Origin of the sequence: Hominenteromicrobium mulieris (genome assembly GCF_046197855.1) — a bacterium.
GTDB lineage: Bacteria > Bacillota > Clostridia > Oscillospirales > Acutalibacteraceae > Hominenteromicrobium > Hominenteromicrobium mulieris.
In genome coordinates this window covers 658,209-672,653 of sequence record NZ_CP173188.1, presented here as the reverse complement: position 1 = coordinate 672,653, position 14,445 = coordinate 658,209, and the positions used below count along the sequence as shown (strand labels likewise).

The 14,445-nt window shown below is 54.2% G+C and carries 13 protein-coding genes and 1 pseudogene; 6 read left to right on the top strand and 8 right to left on the bottom strand.

Annotation, left to right across the window (positions count from 1 at the left end; translation table 11 throughout):
• The first annotated feature begins 95 nt into the window (after positions 1-95).
• The 4 genes and pseudogenes from ACI0CA_RS03230 (at position 96) to ACI0CA_RS03215 (ending at position 4,437) form a co-directional block, all read left to right on the top strand.
• Positions 96-1,181: a PucR family transcriptional regulator gene (locus ACI0CA_RS03230; RefSeq protein ID WP_176820960.1), complete on the top strand. Its 1,086-nt coding sequence runs from the start codon at positions 96-98 to the stop codon at positions 1,179-1,181.
• Positions 1,182-1,476: 295 nt separating this feature from the next.
• Positions 1,477-2,130, top strand: a pseudogene (ftsE, locus tag ACI0CA_RS03225) (cell division ATP-binding protein FtsE); the annotation flags it as partial.
• A gap of 215 nt (positions 2,131-2,345) precedes the next feature.
• Entirely contained in the window at positions 2,346-3,257 is a 912-nt protein-coding gene (gene ftsX, locus ACI0CA_RS03220; RefSeq protein WP_176820958.1) for a permease-like cell division protein FtsX, read from the top strand.
• Entirely contained in the window at positions 3,250-4,437 is a 1,188-nt protein-coding gene (locus ACI0CA_RS03215; protein ID WP_308449311.1) for a murein hydrolase activator EnvC family protein, read from the top strand. The genes ftsX and ACI0CA_RS03215 overlap by 8 nt, the downstream gene beginning before the upstream one ends.
• Positions 4,438-4,535: 98 nt before the next feature.
• Here ACI0CA_RS03215 and ACI0CA_RS03210 read toward each other — a convergent pair whose 3' ends face one another.
• The 4 genes from ACI0CA_RS03210 to ACI0CA_RS03195 form a co-directional block, all read right to left on the bottom strand.
• Complete coding sequence (locus ACI0CA_RS03210) at positions 4,536-5,498, bottom strand: RluA family pseudouridine synthase (RefSeq protein WP_176820956.1); 963 nt, start codon at positions 5,496-5,498, stop codon at positions 4,536-4,538.
• A complete protein-coding gene (locus ACI0CA_RS03205) occupies positions 5,495-5,959 on the bottom strand; it encodes a threonine/serine exporter family protein (RefSeq protein WP_308449313.1) in 465 nt (154 codons plus the stop codon). Before ACI0CA_RS03205 ends, ACI0CA_RS03210 begins: the two co-directional genes overlap by 4 nt.
• Positions 5,956-6,741: a threonine/serine exporter family protein gene (locus ACI0CA_RS03200; protein ID WP_308449314.1), complete on the bottom strand. Its 786-nt coding sequence runs from the start codon at positions 6,739-6,741 to the stop codon at positions 5,956-5,958. The genes ACI0CA_RS03205 and ACI0CA_RS03200 overlap by 4 nt, the downstream gene beginning before the upstream one ends.
• 115 nt (positions 6,742-6,856) lie before the next feature.
• Positions 6,857-9,019, bottom strand: a complete 2,163-nt coding sequence (locus ACI0CA_RS03195; protein WP_446806559.1) for a Tex family protein — start codon at positions 9,017-9,019, stop codon at positions 6,857-6,859.
• Positions 9,020-9,255: 236 nt separating this feature from the next.
• On the opposite strand from ACI0CA_RS03195, the gene ACI0CA_RS03190 reads away from it, so the two are divergent.
• Together ACI0CA_RS03190 and ACI0CA_RS03185 are read left to right on the top strand one after the other, a co-directional pair.
• A complete protein-coding gene (locus ACI0CA_RS03190) occupies positions 9,256-9,858 on the top strand; it encodes an HAD family hydrolase (RefSeq protein WP_308449316.1) in 603 nt (200 codons plus the stop codon).
• Positions 9,859-9,917: 59 nt separating this feature from the next.
• Entirely contained in the window at positions 9,918-10,820 is a 903-nt protein-coding gene (locus tag ACI0CA_RS03185) for a sugar phosphate isomerase/epimerase family protein (RefSeq protein ID WP_176820951.1), read from the top strand.
• A 107-nt stretch (positions 10,821-10,927) separates the two neighbouring features.
• Here ACI0CA_RS03185 and ACI0CA_RS03180 read toward each other — a convergent pair whose 3' ends face one another.
• From ACI0CA_RS03180 to ACI0CA_RS03165, 4 genes are all read right to left on the bottom strand, one after another.
• A complete protein-coding gene (locus ACI0CA_RS03180) occupies positions 10,928-11,233 on the bottom strand; it encodes a hypothetical protein (protein ID WP_176820974.1) in 306 nt (101 codons plus the stop codon).
• Positions 11,234-11,379: 146 nt separating this feature from the next.
• Positions 11,380-11,961, bottom strand: a complete 582-nt coding sequence (locus ACI0CA_RS03175) for a Fe-S-containing hydro-lyase (RefSeq protein ID WP_176820950.1) — start codon at positions 11,959-11,961, stop codon at positions 11,380-11,382.
• Position 11,962: 1 nt separating this feature from the next.
• Positions 11,963-12,805, bottom strand: coding sequence for a fumarate hydratase (locus ACI0CA_RS03170; RefSeq protein ID WP_176820949.1), 843 nt, complete (start codon positions 12,803-12,805; stop codon positions 11,963-11,965).
• A 28-nt stretch (positions 12,806-12,833) separates the two neighbouring features.
• Complete coding sequence (locus tag ACI0CA_RS03165; RefSeq protein ID WP_446806560.1) at positions 12,834-14,435, bottom strand: FAD-dependent oxidoreductase; 1,602 nt, start codon at positions 14,433-14,435, stop codon at positions 12,834-12,836.
• Positions 14,436-14,445 lie beyond the last annotated feature (10 nt).

Below are 14,445 nucleotides of genomic sequence, written 5' to 3'. Positions count from 1 at the left end.
CTGTAATATAGATAACATAGAGAATGGATAACTGTGCGGGAGCCGTCGAAAACCGCGCAGGACTGAATTTGAAGCGACGGAGAAAAGAGGAAATCATGTCCAATAGACTGTTTCAGGGCGTCATTCATCAGATGCGTGATTCCATTGACCGCACGATCGGCGTCATCGACGAGTCCTCCGTGATTATCGCGTGCAGCGAGCTCGGCAAGATCGGCGAAGTAACGGAATCCGTAACGGCGGAAGACATTGCATCTCAGGCTGCATTTGTTTCCGGCAACTACACATATAAATCCTTCGGCAGCCGCCCGCGCCCGGAATACGCAGTGTTCGTCTCCGGCAACGACCCGGAAGCCGCAAAATATGTCGGCCTTCTGGCTGTTTCTCTGAACAGCATCAAGCAGTATTACGATGAAAAGTATGACCGCAGCAATTTCATCAAAAACGTTATCCTCGATAACATCCTGCCCGGCGACATTTATCTGAAGAGCCGCGAGCTGCGCTTCAACTCTGATGTCAGCCGCGTCTGCATGCTCATCAAAGTGACGAACCAGACCGATGTTTCCGCGTACGACGTGGTGCAGAATCTGTTCCCGGACAAGAACAAGGATTTCGTCATCAACATCAATGAGACGGACATCGCGCTCGTGAAGGAGATTCGCTCCAACATCGACCCGCGCGACATCGATAAGCTTGCCGGCTCCATTGTAGACACGCTTTCGAGCGAGTTCTACACCCACTGCGTTGTGGGCATCGGCACCGTTGTAGACAGCATCAAGGATCTTGCGCGCTCCTTTAAGGAAGCCCAGATTGCGCTTGAGGTCGGCAAGGTATTCGACACCGAAAAGACCATTGTCAGCTATAACAACCTCGGCATTGCCCGTCTGATTTATCAGCTGCCGACCACGCTTTGCGAAATGTTCCTGAAGGAAGTTTTCAAGCGCGGCTCCATTGAGTCCCTCGACCACGAGACGCTGTTCACCATTCAGCGTTTCTTTGAAAATAACCTGAACGTTTCCGAGACCTCCAGAAAGCTGTTCGTCCACAGAAACACGCTTGTTTACCGCCTTGAGAAGATCAAGAAGATTACCGGCCTTGACCTGCGTGAGTTTGAGGACGCCATCGTCTTTAAGGTAGCGCTGATGGTCAAAAAGTACCTTTCCAGCAGCCCCTCTAAATTCTGATTGATTTCTCGTTTTATTTATTCCTAATGCAGCGCCGCACAGAGCCTTTACACGGTTTTGTGCGGCGCTGCTGCTTTCTGCGCAAATTTTTCATTACAAGAAGTTACAAAAGTTACAAAAGTATAACGAATAATTCTTTTTTAGAATTAAAAATGCAAACCATGTTGGTATAATAGCAAGGTGGTATCGTAGGCTTTCTGCGGTATTTCACCCAAATGAGATTTTCATTTGCAAATGACCGGGCGGGCATTCTGCCGCGCCGAGTTTATTTATATCTCCAAAGGAGGAGTACACTTTGATCGAATTCCGCAATGTTTCTAAAGTTTACAATAACGGTACGGAAGCGCTGCACAACATCAACCTGAAGGTCGAAAAAGGCGAGTTCGTCTTTATCGTCGGTTCCAGCGGCGCGGGCAAAAGTACCTTTTTGAAGCTCATTACCTGTGAGGAGCGCCCGAACGAAGGTCAGGTGCTCATTGACGGCCAGGACATCAGCCACATCCGCAAGGGCAAGATCCCGTATGTGCGCAGAAAAATGGGCCTTGTGTTCCAGGATTTCCGCCTCATCGACCACATGACCGTGTACGACAACGTGGCGTTTGCCATGCGCGTTGTGGGCGCCTCCCCGAAAGCCATTAAAAAGCGCGTGCCGTATATTCTGGGCCTTGTGGGCTTACAGCACAAAGCAAAGCATTACCCCACCGAAATGTCCGGCGGCGAACGCCAGCGTGTGGGCCTTGCGCGCGCCCTTGTCAATAACCCCTCCATGATCATCGCGGACGAGCCGACCGGCAACATCGACCCGGCACTTTCCTACGAGATCGTAGATCTGCTCAGCGCCATCAACGAGCGCGGCACCACCGTGCTGATGGTCACGCACGAGCACTCCCTTGTCAAGCACTTCCACAAGCGCATCATTCAGATTCACAGCGGCGAGATTGTGGCCGATACCGCTGCCATCTCCAAGGAGCAGCAGGCTGCGGCACAGGCCGTTGCCACACAGGAGACCGTAGCCGTAGACCGCGAGGCCATTCGCCGTGCAAAGGAAGCACGCGCCAAGGCGGATGCCGACGCACAGCCGTATGCAACGAAAGAATTCACGGCTCCGCAAAACAACGACCAGGCAAACGGCTGACCTGTGTGAAAGGATGGTAACAGATTCCCATGAAGTTTCATAATTTCGGATATTTGCTCAAAGAAGGCGTAAAAAACCTTTGGAAAAACAGAACGATGAGTATCGCCTCCATCGGCGTGCTGATCTCTTGCCTGCTTTTGACCGGCTGCGCAAGCCTTGTTTCCATCAACCTTACCTCCATGATGTCCTCCATTGAAGACAACAACAGCATCACGGTGTATCTGACGAACGGTTTGCCGTCTCTTTCCGCCGTGCAGGTTGGCGACCAGATTCGCAGCATCGAAAACGTGAGCGAATGCACCTTTGTGCCGAAAGACGACGGTCTTGCCGACATGATGGACTTGCTCGGCGAAAACGCCGTTGTGCTGGAGGGTTTGGACGGCGACGAAAACCCGCTGCCGGACGCTTATCAAATTTCCATGCATGATCTCTCCAAATATGACGAAACTATACAGCAGATACAGGCCATTGAGGGCGTGGATCACTACACCGATTACAGCGACATTGCCACAAAGCTTTCGAACATCGATATGATCGTGCGCGTGGCAAGCCTCGCAATCATCGTCATCCTCGCCATCGTTTCCCTGTTCATCATTTCCAACACCGTTAAGGTCACGATGTTCTCCCGCCGCACGGAAATCAGCATTATGAAGTCCGTCGGTGCAACGAACGGCTTCGTGCGCATCCCGTTCATCGTAGAGGGCATGCTCATCGGCCTCATTTCCGGCGGCATTTCCGTTGCGATTCTGCTCGTTGCCTATAAGTACGCGGTACAGGCGCTTTATAACATCGTGCCGTTCCTTAACGCTGTGGATATCGACCCGTATGTGATGTACATCATTGCGGGCTACGCCATTGTCGGTGCGCTGTTCGGCCTTTTCGGCGGCAGCATTTCCATCGGCAAATATCTCAATAACGAAGGAGAGAACGCAGTTGCGTAAGCACAGCTTTCTGCGCGGTCTGACCGCGTTTACGCTTGCAGGTCTTTTAGCCTTTTATTCCGGCGTGGTGCAGCTGCCGAACGTTTCGGCAGAATCCATCACGGACTTAAAATCTCAGCTTGCCGAACTCGAAAAGCAAGAGGAAGAAAACAACAAACGCCTTGAAGAACTGCGTGATGACGTAAGCCAAAAGCGCGCCTACCGCGACGAGCTGCAGGGCAAGATCGATATTATCCAGCAGCAGCTTGACATTCTGGTGCAGCGCATCAACGAGCTGGATGCGCAGATCGAACAGGGCGAGCAGGATATTGCTGACACACGCATCAGCATCAACGCAAATTATACGAAACTGAAAAAGCGCCTGCGCGCCTTATACATGGCGGGCGAAGCTTCTAACCTTTCCATTTTGCTGAGCAGCACAAGCCTTGTGGATTACACGCAGAAAAGTGAAGTCATACAGTCCGTTACAAAGCACGATACCGAGCTTTTGGACACGCTTGAAGAGCAACTGACCTCCATTCAGGAGCAGGTGGAAAAAATCAACGCGGACAAAGAAGAACTGAGCACCGACAAAAAGGATCTCGATTCCAAAAGCGATGAGCTCTCCGCACTGTACCTCGAAAACCAGAAGCTCTTAGACGAGGCCGAGCAGAACGAAGCCGAAGCACAGGCGGAAGCCGAGCGCCTCGAAAAGGAAAAAGAAGAGGCCGATGCGGCCATTGATAAATGGTACGAAGATTACTACGCCGCTTTGAAAGCCGCAAGCACGAACTCCGGCGGCTCTTACGACAGCGGTGTCGGATATATCGGCACGGGCAGCTTTGTGTGGCCGATGCCGGGTTACACCTACATCACCTGCTATTACGGCGACGGCGGCCACCGCGGCATCGACATTGCGGGCGGCGGCATCTACGGTAAGCCCATCGTTGCGGCAGACGGCGGCAAAGTCATTTACAGCGATTGGATGGACAGCTACGGCTACTGCGTGTTCATTGACCACGGCAACGGCTATTCCACGCGCTACGCGCATGCCAGCGCCCTTGCGTGCTCTGTGGGTGATACCGTCTCCCCCGGCCAAACGATCGCCTACGTGGGCTCTACGGGCAATTCTACGGGCCCGCACCTTCACTTTGAAGTTATTTACTACGGCAGCACCACGAACCCGTTCAATTACTTTTAATATCACACTCCTCTGATCCTTATAACACACAAGAAACGCTCCCGTTCCTCTGCACTGCGCAGGGAAACGGGAGCGTTTCTGTTCTATTGGGATTTGAATTACTTTGGAAACGCGCGGAATTCATCGAGGAACCAGACGTCCTGTGCCGTGAACTCGCGGCCGTCGAGGTAGCTTAACATGCCGGCCTCGGTCGTAAAGCGGAAGATAAGCTTATAGGAATAAAGCGCCTGATACGGGAAGCCCGTCTTTTTGTTCTGCACGTTTTTGCCGTATTTGCCGTCGCCCGCAAGCGGGTGGCCGATGGACGCCATGTGCGCGCGGATCTGGTGCGTGCGGCCGGTGAGCAGCTCCACCTCGAGCAAGCTGAAATCGCGGCGGGTCTCAAGCACCGTGTATTTTGTCCTGATGCTGCGGCTTTCGGGCGTTTTTTTATTCGAGATATACACGCGGTTCTGGCTCTCGTTTTTCTCAAGATAGCCCGTTAAAATATCCGTTTTCTTCTTCGGCACGCCGCACACAACGCAGAGATAGAGCTTATCCATCTCACGGTCCTTAACCTTTTGGTTCATGATACGCAGTGTCTCAGCATTTTTGGCCGCCATAACGATGCCGCCTGTGTTGCGGTCTATGCGGTTGATGAGCGCCGGGGCGAAAGAATTTTCCGCTTCCGGGTCATACTCCCCGTTTTCGTAAAGATAGTGCTGCACGCGCGCGATGAGCGAATCAAAATGATAGTGCTCGTCCGGGTGCACGATGAGCCCCGGCTTTTTATCGAGGATCATGATGTTCTCGTCTTCATAGATGATGTTGAGCTTCAGCGGGGCTTTCAGAAAATCGTATTCCTTCGGCGCCTGCGCGAAGAACTCGTCTTTCAAGTACATCGTCAGCACGTCGCCCTCCTGCAATCGCGTGGAAATCTCGCAGCGCTTGCCGTTTACCTTGATGTCCTTTTTGCGGATAGCCTTATACAGCATAGACTGCGGCAGGTTAGGGTATGTTTTTGTGAGGAATTTATCGACGCGCTGGTTGGCGTCGTTTTGAGCGATGGTGACCTGTTTCAAGTGGTGCTTCCTTTCCGGCGCAGTGTGAAGAAAAAGCGCGGCAGTGAGACGACGATGCCGATGCCGAGCGCAATGGCAATGGCGATTTTAATGGTCTCTACGCCCTTGGACATCGCCTCTACGTTGTTGTTCATGAAAATGTGATAGCCCGTATAATAAATACCGGCGCCGGGCACAACGGGAAAAATTCCGGCGATGAGGAACACGGGCAGCGGCGCTTTGCGCGCAAACGAGAATACACGCGCCAAATAGGTGAGGCCGAGCGCCGCAAAAAACGACGCGAACACAACATCGCCCGTAAAATATACATAGACGATATAAATAAGCCAGCTAAATGCGCCGACAAGCCCGGCGCAGACGTATTGCTCGCGCGGGGTATGGAAAATGATGGAGAACGCGATGGTTGCCACAAACGCCACCGCGGTCTGGATTGCCCAATCGAAAACAGCTTCCGGTGTCATAAGAGCGGCGCACCTCCTGTCAGGCTGATGTAGGTCATCACCACGGCACCGACGCCGATGGCGATGCACCCGCCGACCAGAAATGCGTCGATTATGCGGATGGTTCCACTCAGATAATCGCCGTTTAAAAAGTCGCGGATGGAGGTCGTCAGCGCCACGCCGGGCACAAGACGAATGATGGAGCCGATGATAATCTTATCTAAGCTGTCGCCGAGCCCCACGGTAAACAGCAGCACGGCGCAAACCGCCACAACAGCGCTTGACGCCAGATTGATGATGAATTTAGAGGCCGTGCGGCTATCGATGGCGTTTAGGAACACCTGCAAAACAAAGCCGCAGATGAACGCCGCAGCGGCGTCGAACACGGTGCCGCCAAACAGGTAGCTGAAGCACGCGCTGCCTACGGCACACGCAAGGTCGAGCCGAATGGGGTGCGTATACGGAATGGAAACGATCTCGTGCAAGCGCGCATAGGCTTCCTCTACCGAGACTTTGCCCGCGACAATCTCGCGTGAAAGCTGGTTGATGCCCACAATGCGCCCGAAATGAATGGTGGATCCGGGCACGAATTTCAGTTTTGTGTCGATCTTCTCTCCGTTTTCCACCGCGTTTGCAAAGATTGCGTTGGAAAGCACGTACACGTCGTATTCTTCTATGTCGTAGGCGCGCGCCACGCGCTCCATGGTCTCCTGCACGCGAAAAATCTCCGCGCCGTTTCTGAGCAGCGCCTCCCCCATTTTAAAGGAAAGCCCCGCTGCACTTTCACTGCGTTCTTCTGTCATCTTATTTCCTCTTTCGCCCCCATGTTTTCTGTGTTTTGCCGAAAACAAGTTTACCGCGTCCGGGCCTTCGTGTCAACCGTTCACGGACAAAAAGCGCAAAGCTGTCCGCGATTTTTTAATTTTGCTGCTCTTTCGGCTTTTTCATCGTGAGGGAAATACGACCGCGCGCAACGTCTACGGCAAGCACCCACACGGTCACAATGTCGCCAACCTTCAAAACATCGGACGGGTGACGCACGAATTTATCAGAGATCTGCGTGATGTGCACAAGGCCGTCCTGATGCACACCGATATCGACGAATGCACCGAAATCGATGACGTTGCGCACCGTGCCGCGCATTTCCATGCCGGGCTTCAAGTCCTTCATGTCCTTGATGTCGCTGCGCAGGATGGGACTGGGCAACTCGTCACGCGGGTCGCGGCCGGGCTTTTCCAGCTCCGCGATGATGTCTTTTAACGTCGGCTCGCCTACACCGCACTGCACGGCGAGCTTTGCGATGCCCAGCTTTTCCGCTTCCTCCTTGAGTCCCTTAAAACCGCCCTCCGGCGCTTTTTTGAGGTCATAGCCGCAGGCGGTGAGTAAAGTGCCTGCCGCATCATACGATTCCGGATGCACACCGGTGTGGTCTAAGATATTCTTGCTTTCCGGCACACGCAGAAAACCTGCGCACTGCTCGAACGCTTTCGGCCCGAGCTTCGGCACTTTTTTGATCTGCGTGCGCGTTGTGAACGCGCCGTTTTCCTGCCGATACGCGACGATGTTCTTCGCCACGGCGGAGGAAATGCCCGCGATGTTTTCGAGCAGCGACGGTGATGCCGTGTTGAGGTCAACACCGACCGCATTCACGCAGGCTTCGACTACGCCGCCGAGCGCTTCATCCAGACGCTTTGCGGGCATATCGTGCTGATACTGCCCCACACCGATGGCCTTCGGGTCAATCTTCACGAGCTCTGCAAGCGGATCCTGCAAGCGGTGCGCGATGGAAACGGCGCTGCGCAGCGTCAGGTCGTACTCCGGGTACTCTGCCGCCGCAAGCTTCGACGCGGAATAGACCGACGCGCCCGCCTCGCTGACAACCATGTAATCGATATCAAGATGATTTTCGCGCAGCGTTTCGTCGGTGAAGATCTCCGTTTCCTTCGACGCCGTGCCGTTGCCGATAGCGATGAGTGTGACGCCATACTTTTTGATAAGCCTTACGAGCGTCTGTTTGGCTTCGCGCACGCGTGCCTCACTGTGCGTGGGATAAATGACGCCGGTGTCGAGTACCTTGCCCGTGGCATCGACAACGGCGACCTTGCAGCCCGTGCGGTAGCCGGGGTCAAGGCCGATGGTCACGCGGCCTTTGACGGGCGGCTGCATCAAAAGCTGACGGAGGTTTACGGAGAACACCTTAATGGCGTTGTCGCACGCTTTTTCGGTCAGCTCCGCACGAATTTCCCGCTCGATAGACGGGAAAATGAGACGGCCGTATGCGTCAACTGCGGCTTCGCGTACGACTTCGCTGCACGCGGAATTGCCCTTTACGTAAGCGGAGGTCAAGATTGCCTGCCCGCGCACGTCATCCATTTCAAGCGAAACTTTTAAAAGGCCCTCGCGCTCGCCGCGGTCCAGCGCCAGAACGCGGTGGCCTGCGATTTTTGCCGCCGGCTGAGAGAATTCATAATACATGCGATACACGGAATCCTCGTCCTTTGCGGCGCGGCTCGTGATGACGCCCTGCGCCATGGCAGCCATGCGCAGGCGGCGGCGCATAACGGCGTCGTCGGAAATTGTCTCCGCGATGATGTCCTTCGCGCCGTTCAGTGCGTCTTCCGACGTATTAACACCATTTTCTGCGTTGACGTAACCCTCGGCGAGCTTCATCGGGTCAACACCCTTTTCCTGCGCCAGAATTTTCTTTGCAAGCGGCTCTAAGCCGCGCTCCTTTGCCATGCCGGCACGCGTTTTGCGCTTTGGGCGGAACGGGCGGTAAATATCGTCGATCTCTGCCAGCGTTGCCGCATTTATAAGGCTTTTTTCAATTTCGGGTGTCAAATTTCCCGTGCCCTCGATAAGCTCGCGCACTTCCGCCTTGCGCGTATCAAGATTGCGCAGGTACTGCAGGCGCGCGTACACCGTGCGGATGGTCTGGTCATCGAGCGATCCGTGCTCCTCTTTTCTGTACCGCGCGATAAACGGGATGGTGTTGCCTGCGTCGATGAGCTCAATGAGCTTTGCCGTTTGCTGTTCTTTTAAGTGAAACTGCGCCGCCAGCGCGGCTGCGTAATTTGTCATGCTGTTTTCCCCGGCTTTCAAATTTGTGAAAGCTATCCTTTCCGTATAGACGCCCGACTTTACACACGGCAACTTTCCTTAAATGCGTATGTGTATTCCGTCAAAAAGGCATTGCAATTTTGAGTTTTTCATGGTATAATAAACAAAAGAATGTGAATTTTACCTGAAATTCCGTCTCTATTATAACACAAATCATCACAAAGGAAAAGCCGTGTTTGAGGCGAAGAAGATTTTTTATGATTGATACCGTTATTTTTGATATTGGAAATGTGCTGACCGAATGGCACTGGCACAACAGCTTTGTGGAGTGGTTCGGCGAAGATCTTGTCGATACACTTGCAAACGCAACCGTGATGAGTCCCGAATGGGCAGAGATCGACCGCGGCGTGCTGACAGAGGAAGAAGTTGTCGCGCTGTTGACGAAAAACGCGCCGGACTACCCGGAGCAAATCAGGCGCATTGTTCACGACAGCCACGAGCTTGTCACCGTGTACCCTTACGCGGCGGACTGGGTGCGCAATTTGAAAAAGAAAGGCTACAAGGTCTACATACTTTCAAACTTCAGCGAATTCGGCTTTAACCGTGTGAAAGACACGTTTGATTTCCTGCCGTATGCGGACGGCGCACTCATTTCGTATGAGGTAAAGCTTGTAAAGCCGGACAGGAAAATTTACGAAACACTGTGCGAGCGCTTCGACATCACGCCGGAAAACGCCGTTTTCCTCGATGATAACGCGAAAAACACCGAAGCTGCGCGGGAATTTGGTCTGCACGCCATCACGGTAGAAAACAAGGAACAGACTGACCGCGACTTGCACGTGCTCGGCGTAACATGGTAAAAATCGGCAGTGTTTGCCGATCAAGTTATTTTTTAATTCTTATTGGAGGATGAATCACTATGAAACTCGGTATTATCGGTGCACCGGAAGCCAAAACACTGGTACACGCAAAAGAACTCGGACTCGACTTCGTTGAGTTTGACCTGAACCCGACTGAATTTTTCGGTCGTCCGCTGGACGAGGTCGTCAAGAACCAGGACGAGATCAAAAAGGCCATTGAAGAGACCGGCGTTGAAGTCGGCGCGGTAGGCCGCTGGGCAAGCCATATTCTGGACGAGAACGGCGACGTGATCGAAGCGGAGTGGAGCGAAGTGAAGAAAGCCATCGATTTCGGCGCAGCACTCGGCGCAAAGCACTATCTGTGCAGCGTTGCGTATGTTCCGCAGCTTTCCTACTACAAGAACATCACCGCGGCTATTAAGGTTCTGAACCAGATCGTTTCCTACGCAAAGGAAAACGGCATGAAGTGCGGCATTGTCAACTGCATGATGGGCGGCAACTACATTCGCACGCCGGAGCAGTGGAAGCTTGTTCTGGACGAAGTTCCTGGCCTTGGCATCAAGTATGATCCGTCCCACAGCTTCGTACATGGCGGCGACAAGGGCGCATACCTCAAGGAAGGCATGGAATGGGGCGACAAGTTCGTATATTGCCACGTAAAGGGCGTTATCCAGTACGGCGACTCTCACGAGCCGTCAGAGTGGAAAAACCGCGAGTTGATGGTTCGTCACCCGGAGCTCAAGGACGAGCTGATGGGCGACTTTGCGGCAGACAGACGTTACTACGACAACCCGCCGGCAGGCATCGATTCCATCAACTGGCGCGCATTCTTCGCGGTACTGTATCAGCACGATTATGACGGCTACCTCGCGATCGAACCGCACTCCATGACTTGGCAGGGCGAAAAAGGCGAGAAGGGCGTTAAGTACACCATTAAGTACATTCGCGACCTTATGCTGTAATTTTAGCTTAATAAACGCAGACGGACACCGGGCATTCGGTGTCCGTCTTTTTTTGATGCAACGCAAAAACGGCAGCCCGCAGGCTGCCGTTTCGGACACATGTGAAATTACTTACCCTCGTTCTCTTTATCGAGCTTCACGTTGCGGAAGTAGAGAAGCATATCGATGGTGATTTCGATGAAGTTCAGGCAATAGAAGACCCAGCTCAAAACGAAGATCGGGCCGCTCTTGCCGATGACAAAGAACTGGATGCACTTCATCACAATGCCGGCGATGTAGCCGAGCCAGATGAAGATCTCAAACTGCAGGCTCTTGCCCTTAGCGGTTCTGGACTTTACGGATTTGTAAATGGAAAGCGGCCAGGAAAGACCGAATGCAAGGATCATTACGGTTTCCAGTATTTCAGCAATCATTTCAGGTGTCATGCGTTTATTCCCCTTAAACTAAATTTTCGGAATGCACTGTGCAAAAAAATCTGAAAGCTGTGCACGGCACATCCTGTTTAATATAAGCAAGAGCGGAACCTAACCCATAGCTCCGCTCCTGTTATTTTTACAACTTAAGCGTTCTTTTCCGCTTCATGTGCCTTGTGCTCTGCAAGGTACTCCGCGCGGCCTTCTTCGTAAAGGTTGTTGCCTTCGCTGTCGATGATGACGACGAGCGGCATGTCCTCTACATACAGCTTGCGCAGTGCCTCGGCGCCGAGATCCTCATACGCGATGAGCTCTGCCTTCTTGATGCACTTAGCGAGCAGCGCGCCTGCGCCGCCGATGGCACCGAAGTAAACGCCGTTATACTTCTTCATGGCTTCTACGACTTCCGGCAGACGAGCACCCTTACCGATCATGCCGCGTGCGCCCACGGACATCATGGTCGGGGCATACGCGTCCATACGGCCGCTGGTGGTAGGACCTGCAGAACCGATGACATGACCCGGCTTTGCTGGGGTCGGGCCTACGTAGTAGATCGTAGCGTCCGTAGGATCGAACGGGATCTTCTCGCCGCGTGCAAGTGCCTCGCACATTCTCTTGTGGCCGGCATCGCGGGAAGTATAGATGGTACCGGTCAGCAGAACTCTGTCACCGGCATGGAGCGTCTTTGCGAGCTCCGCAGTCAAAGGCAGTGTAATACGCTTTTCCATTTTACAGCACCTCCGTCTTATGACGCGTTACATGGCAGTTGATGTTGACAGCGCACGGCATGCCGGCAATATGAGTCGGCATGGTCTCGATGTTGAGGCCGATGGCCGTCGTCTTGCCGCCGAAGCCCTGCGGGCCGATGCCGAGCTGATTGACCTTTTCGAGCATCTCTTTCTCAAGGTCTGCATAGAACGGGTCCGGGTTCTCGGAATCAAGCGGGCGCATGAGCGCCTTCTTTGCAAGCAGCGCTGCTTTATCAAACGTGCCGCCGATGCCTACGCCGACGACCATCGGCGGGCACGGGTTCGGACCTGCGGTCTCTACGACCTCAAGGATAAAGTCCTTGATACCCTGCAAGCCGGCGGACGGCTTGAACATACGGATCTGGCTCATGTTTTCGCTGCCGAAGCCCTTCGGGCCAACGGTGATCTTCACCTTGTCGCCCGGGACGATCTCGGTGTACAGCATAGCCGGGGTGTTGTCGCCGGTGTTGCCGCGGCGAACCGGGTCCTTAACAACGGACTTTCTCAGATAGCCCTTGTCGTAACCGCGGCGCACGCCCTCGTTTACGGCTTCCGTAAGGTCGCCGCCGACGAAGTGCACGTCCTGGCCGATCTCAAGGAATACGCAGGCCATGCCGGTATCCTGGCAGATCGGAACGCACTCGTTATCTGCAATTTCAAAATTTTCGATGATGTTGTCCAGAATACCCTGTGCGATCTGGCCGTCTTCGCAGGCGCGGCAAGAGCGGATGGCGCACTTTACGTCCTCCGGCAGGTGCTCGTTTGCCGCGATGCACAGCTTCTCAACAATGTCTGTGATCTGGCTGACTTCAATTTCACGCATGGATCTATCCATTCCTTTCCGGAAAAAATTATCTCTCGTGACGAGCGTAATGCGGCAGCAGCAGCGGGGAAACATCCTCGGATTCGATGCCTGCGCTCTTCAGCTCTTCTGCATAGTCCTCAATATGCTTGAGGGTAAGGGTGCCGAGCTCGGTCTCCTTCGCCTTTGCGGCAGCAGCCTTACCGGCGTTGCGGCCAAATACGATGATGTCGAGCAGGGAGTTGCCCATCAGACGGTTGCGGCCGTGAATGCCGCCGACAGCCTCGCCTGCAACAAGCAGGTTACCGATAGCCTTTGTGAATCCGTCTCCGCCAATCTCGAGGCCGCCGTTCTGGTAGTGGAGCGTCGGGTAAACGAGAATCGGGCTCTTGCGCATATCGATGTCATAGTTCAGGTACATGCGCAGCATAGCCGGGATACGCTTCTCAATGGTGCCCTCGCCGCCGATCTGCTCGATCATCGGGGTGTCGAGCCAAACGCCGGAGCCCAGCGGGGTGGTAACGCCCTTGTGGCGGTCTGTGCACTCACGGATGATGGAAGCCGCAGCAACGTCGCGGGTCTCCAGCGGATGCATGAACGCTTCACCATCTACGTTGACGAGCATTGCACCGAGGGAACGAACCTTCTCCGTTACGAGTGCGCCGTAGATCTGTGCCGGGAACGCAACGCCGGTCGGGTGATACTGAATGGTATCCTGATACAGCAGCGGAGCGCCTGCACGGTAGCCGAGCACAAGGCCGTCGGCCGTTGCGCCGTAATGGTTGGAGGTCGGGAAGTTCTGGTAGTGCAGACGTCCCGCACCGCCGGTGGCGATGATGACGGTCTTTGCACGTGCGACCATGTAGTCGCCGGTCTCCATGTTGAGGAGAACAGCGCCCGCTACCTGACCCTTTTCGTCCTTGATGAGCTCAACAGCAGAGGTAAACTCAACGACCGGGATGCCGCGGTTAATAACTTCGTCGCGCAGGGTACGCATGATCTCTGCACCGGAGTAGTCCTTGCAAGCGTGCATTCTCTTTCTGGAGGTGCCGCCGCCGTGGGTGGTGATCATGGTGCCGTCTTCGGTCTTATCGAACATAACGCCGAGCTCATTCAGCCACTTGATGGCGTCCGGAGCTTCCATAACAAGGCGGCGCAGCAGTTCCGGGCGAGCAGCGAAGTGGCCGCCGCCGAACGCGTCGAGGTAATGCTGAACCGGGGAATCGTTCTCTTTATCGGCAGCCTGAATGCCGCCTTCTGCCATCATCGTGTTCGCATCGCCGATGCGCAGCTTTGTCACGATCATGACCTTCGCACCTGCGTTGTCCGCCTCAATAGCTGCGGAAGCACCTGCGCCGCCGCCGCCGATGATGAGCACGTCGGTGTCGTAATCGATCTTCGTCAGATCGATCGGGTGGTGGAGCAAACGGCTGTTGGAGTGCAGCAGGTGACCAAGCTCCTTCGGTACCTTCTCACCCTTGTTCGGGCCGATCTTAATGGTATCGAAGCCGTCTTCTCTGTAATCAGGATGGTACGCCTTCAGAAGGGCATCCTTTTCTTCTGCGGTCATACGTCTGGGTTCCATGCCCAGGCGTTCCTGTCTGGTTGCCTCTACTTTTTTGACAGAGGCAAGCATTTCCGGTGTAAACATGGCTATACCC

Excerpts from the sequence above, each read along its gene's own strand:
- ACI0CA_RS03230 (WP_176820960.1), top strand. The coding sequence starts at position 96 with ATGTCCAATAGACTGTTTCAGGGCGTCATTCATCAGATGCGTGATTCC.
- ftsX (WP_176820958.1), top strand. The coding sequence starts at position 2,346 with ATGAAGTTTCATAATTTCGGATATTTGCTCAAAGAAGGCGTAAAAAAC.
- ACI0CA_RS03205 (WP_308449313.1), bottom strand. The coding sequence starts at position 5,959 with ATGACACCGGAAGCTGTTTTCGATTGGGCAATCCAGACCGCGGTGGCG.
- ACI0CA_RS03200 (WP_308449314.1), bottom strand. The coding sequence starts at position 6,741 with ATGACAGAAGAACGCAGTGAAAGTGCAGCGGGGCTTTCCTTTAAAATG.
- ACI0CA_RS03195 (WP_446806559.1), bottom strand. The coding sequence starts at position 9,019 with ATGACAAATTACGCAGCCGCGCTGGCGGCGCAGTTTCACTTAAAAGAA.
- ACI0CA_RS03190 (WP_308449316.1), top strand. The coding sequence starts at position 9,256 with ATGATTGATACCGTTATTTTTGATATTGGAAATGTGCTGACCGAATGG.
- ACI0CA_RS03185 (WP_176820951.1), top strand. The coding sequence starts at position 9,918 with ATGAAACTCGGTATTATCGGTGCACCGGAAGCCAAAACACTGGTACAC.
- ACI0CA_RS03180 (WP_176820974.1), bottom strand. The coding sequence starts at position 11,233 with ATGATTGCTGAAATACTGGAAACCGTAATGATCCTTGCATTCGGTCTT.
- ACI0CA_RS03175 (WP_176820950.1), bottom strand. The coding sequence starts at position 11,961 with ATGGAAAAGCGTATTACACTGCCTTTGACTGCGGAGCTCGCAAAGACG.
- ACI0CA_RS03170 (WP_176820949.1), bottom strand. The coding sequence starts at position 12,805 with ATGCGTGAAATTGAAGTCAGCCAGATCACAGACATTGTTGAGAAGCTG.
- ACI0CA_RS03165 (WP_446806560.1), bottom strand. The coding sequence starts at position 14,435 with ATGTTTACACCGGAAATGCTTGCCTCTGTCAAAAAAGTAGAGGCAACC.